This window comes from Streptomyces roseicoloratus (assembly GCF_004117935.1).
Lineage (GTDB): Bacteria > Actinomycetota > Actinomycetes > Streptomycetales > Streptomycetaceae > Streptomyces > Streptomyces roseicoloratus.
In genome coordinates this window covers 18,897-32,144 of the sequence record NZ_SDOY01000020.1, presented here as the reverse complement: position 1 = coordinate 32,144, position 13,248 = coordinate 18,897, and the positions used below count along the sequence as shown (strand labels likewise).

16 protein-coding genes are annotated in these 13,248 nt (G+C 75.0%); 7 read left to right on the top strand and 9 right to left on the bottom strand.

Translation table 11 applies throughout. The annotated features are described in order from the left end of the window. A partial coding sequence (locus ESG85_RS01900) for an ABC transporter ATP-binding protein (RefSeq protein WP_246094768.1) occupies positions 1-763 on the top strand: 763 nt, incomplete at its 5' end. After that, entirely contained in the window at positions 760-1,434 is a 675-nt protein-coding gene (locus ESG85_RS01895; protein ID WP_128976242.1) for an ATP-binding cassette domain-containing protein, read from the top strand. The genes ESG85_RS01900 and ESG85_RS01895, both read left to right, overlap by 4 nt. A gap of 51 nt (positions 1,435-1,485) precedes the next feature. Here ESG85_RS01895 and ESG85_RS01890 read toward each other — a convergent pair whose 3' ends face one another. Next, positions 1,486-2,064: a LysM peptidoglycan-binding domain-containing protein gene (locus tag ESG85_RS01890; protein ID WP_128976241.1), complete on the bottom strand. Its 579-nt coding sequence runs from the start codon at positions 2,062-2,064 to the stop codon at positions 1,486-1,488. A gap of 234 nt (positions 2,065-2,298) precedes the next feature. On the opposite strand from ESG85_RS01890, the gene ESG85_RS01885 reads away from it, so the two are divergent. Together ESG85_RS01885 and ESG85_RS36850 are read left to right on the top strand one after the other, a co-directional pair. Further along, on the top strand, positions 2,299-3,081 hold the full coding sequence (locus ESG85_RS01885; RefSeq protein WP_128976240.1) for a hypothetical protein: 783 nt from the start codon (positions 2,299-2,301) through the stop codon (positions 3,079-3,081). A gap of 203 nt (positions 3,082-3,284) precedes the next feature. Further along, positions 3,285-3,521: a hypothetical protein gene (locus ESG85_RS36850; RefSeq protein WP_246094770.1), complete on the top strand. Its 237-nt coding sequence runs from the start codon at positions 3,285-3,287 to the stop codon at positions 3,519-3,521. A gap of 79 nt (positions 3,522-3,600) precedes the next feature. Here the strand turns inward: ESG85_RS36850 and der are convergent, their stop codons facing one another. The 4 genes from der to ESG85_RS01860 form a co-directional block, all read right to left on the bottom strand. Next, the gene (gene der / locus ESG85_RS01875; RefSeq protein WP_128976239.1) at positions 3,601-5,049 is read right to left on the bottom strand and encodes a ribosome biogenesis GTPase Der; all 1,449 of its coding nucleotides are present in this window, start codon (positions 5,047-5,049) and stop codon (positions 3,601-3,603) included. Positions 5,050-5,128: 79 nt separating this feature from the next. Then, positions 5,129-5,773, bottom strand: coding sequence for a lysophospholipid acyltransferase family protein (locus tag ESG85_RS01870; protein WP_164986139.1), 645 nt, complete (start codon positions 5,771-5,773; stop codon positions 5,129-5,131). After that, positions 5,770-6,447 (bottom strand): (d)CMP kinase, encoded by a 678-nt coding sequence (gene cmk, locus ESG85_RS01865; protein WP_128976247.1) that lies wholly within the window; start codon positions 6,445-6,447, stop codon positions 5,770-5,772. The genes ESG85_RS01870 and cmk overlap by 4 nt, the downstream gene beginning before the upstream one ends. Before the next feature lie 211 nt (positions 6,448-6,658). Next, positions 6,659-7,747, bottom strand: a complete 1,089-nt coding sequence (locus ESG85_RS01860; RefSeq protein WP_128976238.1) for a prephenate dehydrogenase — start codon at positions 7,745-7,747, stop codon at positions 6,659-6,661. 227 nt (positions 7,748-7,974) lie between these two features. On the opposite strand from ESG85_RS01860, the gene ESG85_RS01850 reads away from it, so the two are divergent. Genes ESG85_RS01850 through ESG85_RS01840 form a run of 3 tightly spaced genes read left to right on the top strand, consistent with a single transcriptional unit; the run spans position 7,975 to position 9,613 of the window. Next, positions 7,975-8,310: a DUF952 domain-containing protein gene (locus ESG85_RS01850; RefSeq protein WP_128976237.1), complete on the top strand. Its 336-nt coding sequence runs from the start codon at positions 7,975-7,977 to the stop codon at positions 8,308-8,310. Positions 8,311-8,355: 45 nt separating this feature from the next. Beyond that, positions 8,356-8,850 carry a Rieske (2Fe-2S) protein gene (locus ESG85_RS01845; RefSeq protein ID WP_128976236.1) on the top strand — a complete coding sequence of 165 codons (495 nt, stop codon included), beginning with the start codon at positions 8,356-8,358 and terminating at the stop codon, positions 8,848-8,850. Between the two features lie 10 nt (positions 8,851-8,860). Continuing rightward, a complete protein-coding gene (locus ESG85_RS01840) occupies positions 8,861-9,613 on the top strand; it encodes a nucleotidyltransferase domain-containing protein (protein ID WP_128976235.1) in 753 nt (250 codons plus the stop codon). Here ESG85_RS01840 and ESG85_RS01835 read toward each other — a convergent pair. The 4 genes from ESG85_RS01835 to ESG85_RS01820 are packed head-to-tail and all read right to left on the bottom strand — an operon-like array spanning position 9,536 to position 13,202. Beyond that, entirely contained in the window at positions 9,536-10,303 is a 768-nt protein-coding gene (locus tag ESG85_RS01835; protein ID WP_128976234.1) for a nucleotidyltransferase domain-containing protein, read from the bottom strand. The genes ESG85_RS01840 and ESG85_RS01835 overlap by 78 nt on opposite strands. 3 nt (positions 10,304-10,306) lie before the next feature. Continuing rightward, complete coding sequence (locus tag ESG85_RS01830) at positions 10,307-11,320, bottom strand: ADP-ribosylglycohydrolase family protein (RefSeq protein WP_128976233.1); 1,014 nt, start codon at positions 11,318-11,320, stop codon at positions 10,307-10,309. Next, positions 11,317-12,057: an NUDIX hydrolase gene (locus tag ESG85_RS01825; protein WP_128976232.1), complete on the bottom strand. Its 741-nt coding sequence runs from the start codon at positions 12,055-12,057 to the stop codon at positions 11,317-11,319. The genes ESG85_RS01830 and ESG85_RS01825 overlap by 4 nt, the downstream gene beginning before the upstream one ends. Continuing rightward, complete coding sequence (locus ESG85_RS01820; RefSeq protein WP_128976231.1) at positions 12,054-13,202, bottom strand: AAA family ATPase; 1,149 nt, start codon at positions 13,200-13,202, stop codon at positions 12,054-12,056. Before ESG85_RS01820 ends, ESG85_RS01825 begins: the two co-directional genes overlap by 4 nt. Between the last annotated feature and the right edge of the window lie 46 nt (positions 13,203-13,248).

Below are 13,248 nucleotides of genomic sequence, written 5' to 3'. Positions count from 1 at the left end.
GGCCGCGACGGAACGCCCACGGCCACGCGAACGCCCGGACCGGAGCGGGCGCCCCGGCGGCGGGGCCGGCGGCCCGGTGAAGGGCGGGCCGCCGACCGCGCGTGCGCCGGTGGCCCGGCTGGTCGCCCGGCGGGTCGGGTTCACCTATCCCGGTGGGGTCGCCGCGCTCGACCGGGTCGATCTGGAGATCCGGGCGGGTGCGGTCACCGCCGTCGTCGGGCCCAACGGGGCCGGGAAGAGCACGCTGTTCGACTGTCTCGCCGGCACGTTGCGGCCGACCGCCGGGCGGGTCGTCCTCGACGGGGTGGACATCACGAAGCGGGCCGCGCACCGCAGGCACCAGCTCGGGGTCGCCAGGACGTTCCAGCAGCTCGCCGTGTTCCCGTCGCTCACCGTCGAGGAGAACGTCCTCGTGGGCGCCCGCGGCCGGGACGCGGAGACCGCCGTCGAGCGGGCGCTGCGGCTCGCCGGCCTCGCCGGGCCCGTCCGGCGGACCGCGGCGGCCGGGCTGCCGACCGGCACGCTGCGCCGCGTCGAGCTCGCCCGGGCACTCGCCGCAGAACCCCACACCCTGCTCCTCGACGAGCCCGCCGCCGGGCTGGACGCCGGCGAGACCGACGCCCTGGCCCGCGTCCTCGCCGCCCTCGCCGCCGACGGCCTCGCGGTGCTCGTGATCGAGCACGACCCGGACCTCGTCGCCGGCATCGCCCGTACCGTCCACACCATGGAGAACGGCCGGATCGTGTCCAGGACCGGGCCATGACCGTCGAGATCGCCCTCCGCGCCGCACGGGTCCGCTACGGCCCGCTGGAGGCCCTGCACGGCCTCGACCTGGCCCTGCCCGCCGGCACCGTCACCGTGCTGCTCGGCCGCAACGGCTCCGGCCGCACCACCGCGCTGCGCGCGCTCGCCGGAACGGTGCCGCTGGCCGCCGGGCGCGTGCTGTGGCGCGGCGCCGACGTCACCGCGCTGCCCGCCCACGCCCGGGCCCGCCGCGGGCTCTGCTTCGTGCCGGACCTGCGCGCGGTGTACGCGACCCTCACCGTCGCCGAGAACCTGGACCTCATGGCCACCGGCCACCCGGACGCGGCGCGCGACACTGCCCTCGCCGCCTACCCGGAGCTCGCGCCGCTGCTCCGCCACCGCGCCGGCACCCTCTCCGGCGGGGAGCGCCGCATGCTCGCCCTGACCCGCGCCCTGCTCTCCCCCGCCCGTATCGTCCTCGTCGACGAACCGTCCCTCGGCCTGTCCGCGGCCGTCGCCTCCCGTACGTACGGCCTGCTCGCCGCCCTCACCCGCCCGCCCCGCTCCGCGGCCGTCGTCCTGGCCGAGCAGCGCGTCCCGCGCGGACTCCCGCCCGGCTCGCTCGCGTACGAGCTGAGCCGGGGCTCGCTCGCCGACGCCCGGGAGCTCGTCCCGCACCCGTCCGGCTAGGGCGATTCCTTCGGATCCGGATCGGAGGACAGGGCCGGGGGCGCCGGCCTGCTAGAGCGGCGAGATGCGCAGCATCACGCCGACCGCCAGCCGGTTCGGGTCCGGGCCGATCGCCGCCCGGTTCGCCGTGTACAGCGCCTGCCAGCCGCCCTTGATCGCGAACCGGCGGGCGATCCCGCTGAGCGTGTCGCCGGGCTGCACGACATGGGCGCGGCCGCTCAGTCCGTAGCGCCGCGAGCACACCGGCCAGGCGCCCCAGCCCTGGACGCGCAGCACGTCCTCGGCGACCGTGATCTGCTGCGCCCGGGTCGCCAGGTCCGCGCGCGGGGCGAAGCGGCGGCCGCCGAACTCGTCCCAGGTGGGCTGCCAGAACTGCAACCCGCCGTAGTAGCCGTTCCCGGTGTTGGCACGCCAGTCCCCGCTGCTCTCGCACTGCGCGACGCAGCCCCACGGCCACTGGTCCTTCACGCACGCCTCGACGGGCGTGGGCGCGGCGGAGCCCGGTGCGGCCGGCGTACGGGGAACGGTCACCGCCCCGTCGCCCGGCGTCGCCGCCACACCCTCCGCCGGGGCCGCCAGCAGCGCGGCCGCCAGCAGGCATCCGGTCGTCCACCATCGGATCTTCGACATCGGGGCAGGCTAGGCAGCGGCCCCGCGACCGGGCTCCGTGCCGCGCGGAACACCGTTCACATGCCACCCGGTCGGCGCACGGCCCGGGTCCCGCCCGGCGCGCCCCCTCCCACCGCGTCTCAAACATTTGTCGGCCCTTCACGCGTGACCCCGGCCGAGGCTTCCCCGTTGAACTCGGCATGAGACGACCGGGATCCGCCCGCCGTCGCACGCAATGAGTCCAGGGAGCCCCCCGTGCCGCGCATGCTCGACGTCAGCGAGGACGTACGCGCCGAGATCGGCGACGAAGAAGCCGACCGGCTGCTCGCCGGCGACAACGCCCCGGGCAGCTACGACTGCACCTCCTGCCGGACCCCGGGCGACTCCGAGCAGGAGCGCACGAGCACCGTGCTGTTCGTCGGCGAGGAGACCGCCGTCCTCGCCTTCGCCCACGCCAGCTGCATTCCGTCGCAGGTCGTCCGGGTCGCCGAGGAGCAGCTCCAGGGCGCCGTCGCCTCGATCACGGCGGCCGACGCCGCCGACTCGCTCTCCGCCGCCCACCCCGAGCAGGCGGTCCTCGGCGTCACCAGCGGTCTCGTCCTGATCCAGGGCGAGCTGCACCCGGCGCTCGTGGTGGAGCCGACCGCGCCGGTCGCCCGCCCCGGCTCGGACGGTCTGACGGACGAATTCCTGCCCCTGCTCGCCGAGCAGGGCTTCCAGCCGGTCGCCGACCTCGAGCACGCGCCGGCCCAGCTGCCCGGCTGGTCGGTCCTGGTCGCCATGGGCCAGCTGCACTCGGTGCTCCAGCCCGGCACGGGCGGCACGGGTCAGGTCGCCTGGTGGCAGGCGCACCAGCCGCTCCAGGTCACCGAGGGCTGGCGGGCGGCGGCGAACAAGTCGCACACGGTGCTCGTGTTCGCCGCCCCGGTCGGTTCCATCGGGCAGCAGCCGCGCGAGGACCTGCTGCGCGACGCGCTGGAGAAGGCCGCGGCGAACGGGCGCCTGGTGGCCGCCGCGATGCCGCTGGCCGGCACGTGATGGACCACCCGCGACCCGGCATAGGGCCGGCCCGCGTCCCGGGGGTGCCGGTCGTGCCGCGCCCCCGGGCTCCGCTTTCCGAGGCGCGCCGCCCGCATCTCACGGACGGCGGGGTCGTTGGCACATACGTGCACGCATACGACCCCTTCCGCCCGCAGTATCCGAGCCCGGTCCCGAGTCAGGTGCCGAGTCCGATCCCCTCGATGCGCCCGGCGCAGGACGGTTCGGCGGGCTTCTCGGCGACTCCGATCTACGACGCCCTGTACTCCGAGTACCGCCGGTCGTTCCGCACGCTGCCGGGTGACCGCAGCGGCGAGGAGGAGCTGCGCTTCCGGGGCTTCGCCGGCACGGGAGCGGCGCGGCACCGCCAGCAGACGGTCTGGTCGCCGGCGACGGGGGCGTACGCACTGCCGCCGGGTTCGCGGAGCGGCGGACTGTAGCGACTGAACGACGCAACGACTGAGGGCCGGGGCTCGGTGCCCCGGCCCTCGGCCGTGCGCTCGACGTCGCCGCCGGGCGTTACTTCTTCTTGCCGCGCTTCTCCCGCACCCGCACCGAGATGTGGATCGGGGTGCCCTCGAAGCCGAACTCCTCGCGGAGGCGGCGCTCGATGAAGCGACGGTAACCGGCCTCCAGGAAGCCGGAGGCGAAGAGCACGAAGCGCGGCGGCTTGGTGCCCGCCTGCGTGCCGAAGAGGATGCGCGGCTGCTTGCCGCCACGGATCGGGTGCGGGTGGGCCGCGACGAGCTCGCCGAGGAAGGCGTTGAGGCGGCCGGTGGGGACGCGGGTCTCCCAGCCGGCGAGGGCGGTCTCGATGGCCGGGACCAGCTTGTCCATGTGGCGGCCGGTCTTGGCGGAGACGTTGACCCGGGGCGCCCAGGAGACCTGCTGCATCTCGGTCTCGATCTCGCGCTCCAGGTAGTAGCGGCGCTCCTCGTCCAGCTCGTCCCACTTGTTGTAGGCGATGACGATGGCGCGGCCCGACTCGACCGCCATCGTGATGATGCGCTGGTCCTGGACCGAGATGTGGTCGGAGGTGTCGATGAGGATGACGGCCACCTCCGCCTTCTCGACGGCGGCGGCGGTGCGCAGCGACGCGTAGTAGTCCGCGCCCTCCTGCAGGTGGACCTTCTTGCGGATGCCCGCGGTGTCCACGAACTTCCAGGTCTTGCCGCCGAGCTCGATCAGCTCGTCGACCGGGTCGCGGGTGGTGCCGGCCAGCTCGTTGACGACGACCCGCTCCTCGCCGGCGACCTTGTTGAGGAGGGAGGACTTGCCGACGTTCGGGCGGCCGATCAGGGCGATGCGGCGGGGGCCGCCGACGGCGTTGCCGAAGCGCTGCTCCGGGGCCTCCGGCAGGGCCTTGAGGACCTCGTCGAGGAGGTCGCCGGTGCCGCGGCCGTGCAGCGAGGAGACCGGGAAGGGCTCGCCGAGGCCGAGGGACCACAGCGTGGCGGCGTCGGCCTCGCCGGAGGGGCCGTCGACCTTGTTGGCGGCCAGGACGACCGGCTTGCCGGCGCGGCGGAGCAGCTTGACGACGGCCTCGTCGGTGTCGGTGGCGCCGACGGTGGCGTCCACGACGAAGAGGCAGGCGTCGGCGGCCTCGATGGCGTACTCGGCCTGGGCGGCGACGGAGGCGTCGATGCCGAGGACGTCCTGCTCCCAGCCGCCGGTGTCGACGACCTTGAAACGGCGGCCGGCCCACTCGGCCTCGTAGGTGACGCGGTCGCGGGTGACGCCCGGGCGGTCCTCGACGACGGCCTCGCGGCGGCCGATGATGCGGTTCACCAGGGTCGACTTGCCGACGTTCGGGCGGCCGACGACGGCGAGGACGGGCAGCGGGCCGTGCCCGGCCTCCTCGATCGCGCCTTCGACCTCCTCGACGTCGAAGCCCTCTTCCGCGGCGAGCTCCATGAACTCCGCGTACTCGGCGTCGCCAAGTGCCCCGTGGTCGTGCTGGTCGTTCATGAAGTCCGTTCCTTGATCATTCGTGGTCGGTGGGTCCGCGGCGGGCTGCGCCCGCGGGACCCACTACTGAGAGTGTCGCTCAGCGCCCGGTGAGGCGCCTGGCGTTTTTCAGGTGGTCGGTGAGCCGTTCCTGGATGCGGAAGGTCGCCTCGTCCAGCGCCTTGCGGGTGCGCCGGCCGCTGCCGTCGCCGGCCTCGAACGGGTCGCCGAAGACGACGTCGACCCGGCTGCGCAGCCGGGGCAGCCCCTTGACCAGCCGTCCGGGGGCGTCCGTGCTCCCCAGCACGGCGACCGGGACGATCGGGGCGCCGCTGCGGACGGCGAAGTAGGCGAGGCCGGCGCGGAGCGAGGCGAAGTCGCCCTCGCCGCGGGTGCCCTCGGGGAAGATCCCGAGGACGCCGCCGTGCTCCAGGACCGCGAGGGCGCTGCCTATCGCGGCCCGGTCGGTCGAGTCCCGGTCCACCTTGAGCTGGCCGATGCCTTCGAGGAAGGCGCCCAGCGGGCCGACGAACGCCTCCTTCTTGATGAGGAAGTGCACGGGCCGGGGGGCGGTGCCCATGAGCATGGGGCCGTCGATGTTGTGCGCGTGGTTGACGGCGAGGATGACGGGGCCGGTGGCCGGGACCCGCCAGGCGCCGAGCACGCGCGGCTTCCAGAAGCCGTACATCAGCCCGATGCCGATGCGGCGGCCGACGGCGGCGCCCTTCCGCGAGGGCTCGGTCACTCGGCGGCCCTCTTCTCCTCGGCCCTCTTCTCCTCCACCAGCGTGACGACGCACTCGATGACCTGGTCGAGGGTGAGCTCGGTGGTGTCGACCTCGACGGCGTCGTCGGCCTTGGCGAGCGGGGAGGTCTTGCGGCTGGAGTCGGCCGCGTCCCGCTTGATGAGGGCCTGCTTGGTCGCGTGGACGTCGACGCCCTTGAGCTCGCCGGAGCGGCGGGCGGCGCGGGCCTCGGGAGAGGCGGTGAGGAAGATCTTGAGGTCGGCGTCGGGCAGGACGGTGGTGCCGATGTCCCGGCCCTCGACGACGATGCCGCGCTCGGCGCTCCGGGCGATGGACCGCTGGAGCTCCGTGATGAGGGTCCGCACCTCGGGGACGGCGCTGACGGCGCTGACCTTGGAGGTGACCTCCTCGGTGCGGATGGGTCCGGAGGCGTCGAGGCCGTCCACCGTGATGGTGGGCCGGGCCGGGTCGGTGCCGGAGACGATGACGGGCTTGCCGGCGGCGTTGGCGACCGCGTCGGCGTCGGTGACGTCGACGCCGTTGCTGATCATCCACCAGGTGATGGCCCGGTACTGGGCACCGGTGTCGAGGTAGCTCAGCCCCAGCTTGGCGGCCACCGCCTTCGAGGTGCTCGACTTGCCCGTGCCGGAGGGGCCGTCGATGGCGACGATCACGGTTTCCACGGTGGGGAACGCCTTCCTGGGTGAGCGGCAGCCCCCGGCGGATGTACGGGGGACCCCACAAGGTTACCGAGTCCGCCGCACCCGTTCGGCCCAACGGTGTCGCCACGGGCGCCGGCACCCGCCCGGACGGCTCCTCCGGCCGGGCTCCCGGGCCTCCGGCCGGGCCCGCGGCCGGAGGCCCGGGGGCCCGGCCGGCCCCGGATCAGCTGCTGCGCAGGGCCCAGCCGCGCTCCTTCAGGGACGCGCCCAGGACCGGTGCCGCCGACGGTTCGACCATGAGCTGGACCAGGCCCGCCTGCTGGCCCGTCGCGTGCTCGATCCGCACGTCCTCGATGTTGACGCCCGCGCGACCCGCGTCGGCGAAGATCCGGGCCAGCTCGCCCGGCTGGTCGCTGATGAGGACGGCGACCGTCTCGTACGGCGTCGGGGCGGCGCCGTGCTTGCCGGGGACGCGGGCGCGGCCGGCGTTGCCGCGGCGCAGGACGTCCTCCACGCCGGAGGCGCCCTCGCGCCGCTCGGCGTCGTCGCCGGACTGGAGCGAGCGCAGCGCCCGTACCGTCTCGTCCAGGTCGGCCGCCACGCCCGCGAGGACGTCGGCGACGGGCCCGGGGTTGGCGGACAGGATCTCCACCCACATGCGCGGGTCGGACGCGGCGATCCTGGTCACGTCGCGGATGCCCTGGCCGCAGAGCCGTACCGCCGTCTCGTCCGCGCTCTCCAGGCGGGCCGCCACCATGGAGGAGACGAGCTGCGGGGTGTGCGAGACCAGCGCGACCGCGCGGTCGTGGGCGTCGGCGTCCATGACGACGGGCACGGCCCGGCACAGGGCGACCAGCTCCAGGGCGAGGTTGAGGACCTCGGTGTCGGTGTCCCGGGTCGGGGTCAGGACCCACGGCCGGCCCTCGAAGAGGTCGGCGGTGGCGGCCAGCGGGCCGGAGCGCTCCTTGCCGGACATCGGGTGGGTGCCGATGTACGCGGTGAGGTCGAGCCCCAGCTCCTGGAGCTCGCGCTTGGGGCCGCCCTTGACGCTGGCCACGTCGAGGTAGCCGCGGCCGAGCCCCTTCCCGATCGCCTCGGCGAGGGTGCCGGCGACGTGCGCGGGCGGTACGGCGACGATCACCAGGTCCACCGGCCCCTCGGGCTCCGCGTCCGTGCCGGCGCCGAGCGCGGCGGCGGTACGGGCCCGGGCCGGGTCGTGGTCGCGCAGATGGACGGTGACGCCCCGCCCGGCGAGGGCGAGTGCGGCGGAGGTGCCGATCAGGCCGGTTCCGATGACGAGCGCGGTTCTCACTGGGCGATGTCCTTGCGCAGGGCGGCCGCGGCACCGAGGTGGACGTGCGCGATCCGGGTCTTCTGGGGCAGTTCTGCGGCCAGCCTAGTCAGCCGGGGGCCGCCGCCCCCGCGGCGCCCGCCCAGCGAGACGGGCCGCGGCACCCGGCTCCTCCCGCCGGCGGCCGGGACGACGGACGCCCACGGCCTCGGGTGCCCCGTCCGCCGGCGGGGCGTACAACTGTGGGCATGCTGCTGCACGTCGTACCCCTGGACGAGTGGTCCGCCGACCCCGGACTGCCCTACGCCCCGCCCTCCCTCGCCGCCGAGGGTTTCGTCCACTGCTCGCCGGACGAGACCACGGCCCTCGCCATCGCCGACGCCCACTACCGCGACGTGCCCGGCCCGCTGCTCGTCCTGGTGCTGGACGCGTCGCGGCTGGGCGGCGAGGTCCGCTGGGAGGGATCGGACGGCATGCTCTTCCCGCACGTGTACGGGCCGATCGAACGGGCCGCGGTGACGGCGGTCCTGGAGGTGCGGCGGGACGCGGACGGCCGGGCGAGGGAGCTGGCGCCCCGGGCGTAGGCGTGTCGCGGCGCGCGGGGCGGGAAGCTCGCCAAGCTGGTCGCCATGACTGCTGACGCGCTGCCCCGCCTGTCCCGCCGTGCGGCCCTCCTCGCCGGTACGGTCCTGGTCACCGGCTGCGGTGAGGACGGATCGGACGGTACGGCGGAGAGTCCGGCGCCGGCGGACGCGACCGCCCCGCCGGCCACGGCGCCCTCCTCCGACCCCGCCTCTCCTCCTCCCGCCCCGGCCACCTCCTCCGCCGCTTCCGGCCGGCCGGCGCTCGCGAAGACCTCCGACATCCCGGTCGGTGGCGGGACGGTCTTCACGGACGAGAAGGTGGTGGTGACCCAGCCGGCGCAGGGCGAGTTCAAGGCCTTCTCGGCGGTCTGCACGCACCAGGGCTGCCTGGTGAACAAGGTGGCGGACGGCACGATCGACTGCCCGTGCCACGGCTCGAAGTACCGCATCGCCGACGGCTCCGTGGCGGCGGGCCCGGCACCCCGCCCCCTCCCGGCCGAGCAGATCGAGGTCTCGTCGGGAGAGATCATCCTGACCTAGTGTGGCGCGCATGGATCCCGAGGAACTGGTGCGCGACCACACGATCTACTCCTGTGTGATGGGGTCGCGCGCGTTCGGTCTGGCGACCGAGGACAGCGACACCGACCGCCGGGGCGTGTACCTCGCCCCGACGCCGCTGTTCTGGCGCTTCGAGAAGCCGCCGGCGCACGTGGAGGGCCCGGCCGACGAGCAGTTCGGCTGGGAGCTGGAACGCTTCTGCGAGCTGGCGCTGCGCAACAACCCGAACGTCCTCGAGTGTCTGCACTCCCCGCTCGTCGAACACGCCGACGCCACCGGTCGCGAACTGCTGTCGCTGCGCGGCGCGTTCCTCTCACGCCGCTCGCACACCACCTTCGTCCGCTATGCCGAGGGCCAGCGCCGCAAACTGGAGGCCGACGTCCGCCAGTACGGCGCGCCCCGCTGGAAGCACGCGATGCACCTGCTGCGTCTGCTGACCAGCTGCCGGGACCTGCTGCGCAGCGGTGAGCTGCGGATCGAGGTGAGCGAGGAGCGGGAGCGGCTGCTGGCGGTGAAGCGCGGCGAGGTGGCGTGGCCCGAGGTGGAGTCCTGGATGAACCGCCTCCAGGACGAGTCCGACCGCGCCCACACCACGAGCCCCCTCCCCGACGCCCCGGACCACGCCCGCGTCGAGGACTTCCTCGTCCGCGCCCGCCGCGCCTCGGCTCTACGCGAGCTCCAGCCGGGTCCGGACGACGAAGTCCTCCAGGGCGGCGAAGGCACCGGCTTCGCCCGGCAGCCCTGACCCGGCCTGCGCCGCGTCGAGCACGCCGTGCAGCCGCTCCACCTCCACCCGCACGTCCACCACGGCCACGTCGGCGGTCGCGTGCTCGGCATCCGCCTTGGCCGCGACGAGCCCGTCCAGCCGCGCGGGTGCCTCGGGCACCTCGGCCGCGAGCGTGGGCAGATGGGCCTGGATCTCGCCCGAGCGCATGAGATGGATACCGGTCAGCAGCGCCCGGTAGGTGTAGAGCAGCGGCTTCAGCTCGCCGCTCTTCTCGAAGAGCCGCCACTGGGTGCCGGCGAATCCCCGGTAGTGGTGGGCGTGGTGCGAGGTGAGCACGCCCGGCACGAGGGCGCGCAGCTCCGCGTGCGCGCCGGTGGTGTGGGCGACGAGCGGTGACGTGAGCTGTTCGAGGACATAGCCGTTGCGCCGCAGCATCAGCCGGACGAACTTCCGCAGGTCGTGGGTGACGAGGTCCATCTCGACCCCGTCGCGGCCCCACATGCGGGTCCTGGTCTCCTCCGGGTCGCGCAGCCCCAGCAGGGCGGAGACGGGCAGCAGGTGCACCCCGCGCAGGTCCACGTCCGAGTCTCGGGACGGGAATCCGTAGAGGTGCGCGCCGGAGACGGTGGCGAAGAGCAGGGGGTCGGGCTGCTCGGCGACGACGGCGGACAGGTCCACGTCGGGTATGAGGGCGTTCTGGTGCGGCATGGCTCAAGCGTCCCAGAGCGCGCCGAAGGCCAGGAGTTCGTCCCGGTGCTCGATCCGGGCCACCCACTCCGCCGGCCAGGCGTCCGCGCCCAGGTGGGCGCCGGCGAAGGCGCCGGTGAGGGCGGCGATGGAGTCGGAGTCGCCGCGGGTGCAGGCGGCGCGGCGGAGGGCGGTCAGGGGCTCGTCGGGGAAGAGGAGGAAGGCGAGGAGGGCGGTGGCGAGGGCCTCCTCGGCGATCCAGCCGTCACCGGTGTACTCGCAGGGGTCGAGCTCGGGGTCGGCGGTGCGCTGGACGGCGTCGAGGCGTTCCAGGACCGCCAGGCACTCGTCCCAGCCGCGCCGGATGAAGTGGGTGGCGCCGGGGTCCTGGGAGCGGGTCCAGAGGTCGCCGAGCCAGCGCTCGTCGTAGCGGGAGCGGTGGTCCAGCGCGTACGAGCGGAGCTGGCCCACCAGGCCGGTGGGGTCGGCGCCCCGCGCCAGCAGGTGCACGGCGCGGGCCGTCAGGTCGGAGGCGGCCAGGGCGGTGGGGTGGCCGTGCGTGAGGGCGGACTGGAGCTGGGCGGCGCCGGAGCGCTGCTCGTCGGTCAGACCGGGGACGAGGCCGATGGGGGCCACCCTCATGTTGGCACCGCAGCCCTTGGAGTGGATCTGGCTGGCGTCCTGCCAGATCCGGTCGCCGTCGAGGAGCCGGCAGGCGACCATGCAGGTGCGGCCGGGAGCCCGGTTGTTCTCGGGCGAGTGGTACCAGTCGACGTACTCCTCGCGCAGCGGTCGCGCCAGCCGCAGGGGCGTGAGCGGTCCCCGCTCCATGGCGGTGCGGATGCCCCGTGCGAAGGCGAGGGTCATCTGGGTGTCGTCGGTGATGTACGCCGTGCCCCGGGTCACCGGCAGCTTCATGGCGCGCCAGGGCCCGAACGTCCCCAGGATCCGCGGCACGTCGTGGAACTCTGTGGGGAAGCCGAGGGCGTCCCCCAGCGCCAGCCCCACCAGCGCCCCCGTCGCGGCCTTCTTCGTCATGCGGATCGTCCTTCCGGTCGCAGCAGTGGCGGGTGGAGGGCCGTGGCCTCGCCCGCCCGGTAGAGAGCGGCCGGTTTCCCCCGTCCGCCGGTGCGGCGCGGCGGGCCTTCGACGGGCCGGACGAAGCCGGGCGTCGCGAGGACCTTGCGCCGGAAGTTGGGGCGGTCGAGCGCGACGCCCCAGACCGTCTCGTACACCTGCCGCAGCTCGCCGAGGGTGAACTCGGCCGGGCAGAAGGCGGTGGCCAGACAGCTGTACTCGAGCTTGGCGCCGACCCGTTCGCGGGCGTCGGCGAGGATCCGGTCGTGGTCGAAGGCCAGGTGACGGACGTCCTCGTACGGCAGCCAGCGGGCCTGCGCCGCGTCGCCGCCGCCGCGCGGCTCCGGCAGGTCGGGGACGAGCGCGGTGAACGCGACGGACACCACCCGCATCCTCGGGTCGCGGCCGGGGTCGCTGTAGGTGCGGAGCTGTTCGAGGTGGAGCCGGGCGGCGGTGTCGCCGGACAGGCCGGTCTCCTCGGCGAGTTCGCGGCGCGCGGCCTGCTCGGCGGACTCCTCGGGCAGCACGAAGCCGCCGGGCAGGGCCCAGGCTCCGGCGTAGGGCTCCTGGCCGCGTTCGACGAGCAGGACGTGCAGGCGGCCCTCGCGCACGGTGAGGACGGCGAGGTCGGCGGTGAGGGCGAAGGGCTCGAAGGCGTACTTGTCGTAGCCCTCGACCTCGGGGGGCGCGCTGGTCATCGGTGCTCCGGCAGGGGGTCGGTGACGTGCCGGGCCTCGGCGAGCAGCGCGTCGACGGCGGCGACGGCGGTCGCGAGGCGCTCCTCGTGGGGTCCGGTGAGGACGACGGTGCGGCGGCCGGTGCGGGCGAGCCGGGTGAGGAGCCGCGCGGTCATCCAGGGCCGCAGCTGTGCGGCGTCGCCCCGCCCGTCGCCCCGCCCGTCGCCCGGCCCGTCGCCCGGCCCGTCGTCCGCGAGGGCGATGCCGCGGTGGTCGGTGAGCAGCCAGAGGTGCTGCCGGCCGCGGGCGGCGATCTCGCCGGTGCCGGGGCTGCTGGTGCCCAGGTGGCGCTCGTGCCGGATGGTGGCGGCGAAGGCGTCGGAGTCGCAGACGAGGACGGGCGAGCCGGCCCGGGCGGCCTCCTCCTCCAGCTCGGCCTGGCGCAGGGCGATGACGGGGAAGTCGGCGGAGTGGAGGCGCACGTCGGAGCGGCCGGCGCCGGGCCGTTCGGCGCGCAGTTCGGCGAGCCTGAGCTCTTCGTACGCGCGTCCGTGGTCGGGGACGCACCGGGTGCGGGCCCAGACGCCGCCGCGCCGCCGGTAGTGGTCGGTGAGGGCGAGCGCCAGTGTGGTGGCGCCGGTGCGCTCGGCTCCGAGGACGACGACCCGGCGGGCGAGCGCGGCCCGTACGGGGGCCTCCAGTGCGTCCCAGTGGGCGACGGGGTCGGCACGGACGGCGGCACTGGTGAGGCTACGGCCGGCCGGGCCGGGCTCGACGCGGACGGACGCGGCGCCGAGCCGGCGGGCGAGCTCCTGGCCGTACGGCGCCGCGGTGAAGACGGCGTCGACGGGCTCGGGCACGGCGGCCCGGACGAGGGCCGCACGGGCGTCCCACGCTTCGGCGTCGCGGAGGCCGGCAGGAAGGGCGGCGGAGTGGTCCCGGAGGCCGCCGGGAGGTTCGTCCGCGGCGTCGACGACGAGCGCGTCGGGGTGGATCTCGCGCATCCAGGCGACGCGGTCGGCCGGCGGCGGTGATTCGGCGGCGGTGCCGTGGACCACGACGGTGAGCCGCTCGCACCGCTCGCGCGCGGTGCGCACGAGGTGGTGGTGTCCGGCGTGCGGCGGGCGGAACCTGCCGACGACGAGACCGTGCCCGTAGCGCTTCACGCTCGCTCCTCCCCCGCCCGGCCCACTCCCCCCAGGTCCCCCGTCG

What these genes read in the sequence shown, in the direction of transcription:
- ESG85_RS01895 (WP_128976242.1), top strand. Translation starts at nt 760, where the DNA reads ATGACCGTCGAGATCGCCCTCCGCGCCGCACGGGTCCGCTACGGCCCG.
- ESG85_RS01890 (WP_128976241.1), bottom strand. Translation starts at nt 2,064, where the DNA reads ATGTCGAAGATCCGATGGTGGACGACCGGATGCCTGCTGGCGGCCGCG.
- ESG85_RS36850 (WP_246094770.1), top strand. Translation starts at nt 3,285, where the DNA reads ATGCGCCCGGCGCAGGACGGTTCGGCGGGCTTCTCGGCGACTCCGATC.
- der (WP_128976239.1), bottom strand. Translation starts at nt 5,049, where the DNA reads ATGAACGACCAGCACGACCACGGGGCACTTGGCGACGCCGAGTACGCG.
- ESG85_RS01850 (WP_128976237.1), top strand. Translation starts at nt 7,975, where the DNA reads ATGCTGCTGCACGTCGTACCCCTGGACGAGTGGTCCGCCGACCCCGGA.
- ESG85_RS01845 (WP_128976236.1), top strand. Translation starts at nt 8,356, where the DNA reads ATGACTGCTGACGCGCTGCCCCGCCTGTCCCGCCGTGCGGCCCTCCTC.
- ESG85_RS01840 (WP_128976235.1), top strand. Translation starts at nt 8,861, where the DNA reads ATGGATCCCGAGGAACTGGTGCGCGACCACACGATCTACTCCTGTGTG.
- ESG85_RS01835 (WP_128976234.1), bottom strand. Translation starts at nt 10,303, where the DNA reads ATGCCGCACCAGAACGCCCTCATACCCGACGTGGACCTGTCCGCCGTC.
- ESG85_RS01830 (WP_128976233.1), bottom strand. Translation starts at nt 11,320, where the DNA reads ATGACGAAGAAGGCCGCGACGGGGGCGCTGGTGGGGCTGGCGCTGGGG.
- ESG85_RS01825 (WP_128976232.1), bottom strand. Translation starts at nt 12,057, where the DNA reads ATGACCAGCGCGCCCCCCGAGGTCGAGGGCTACGACAAGTACGCCTTC.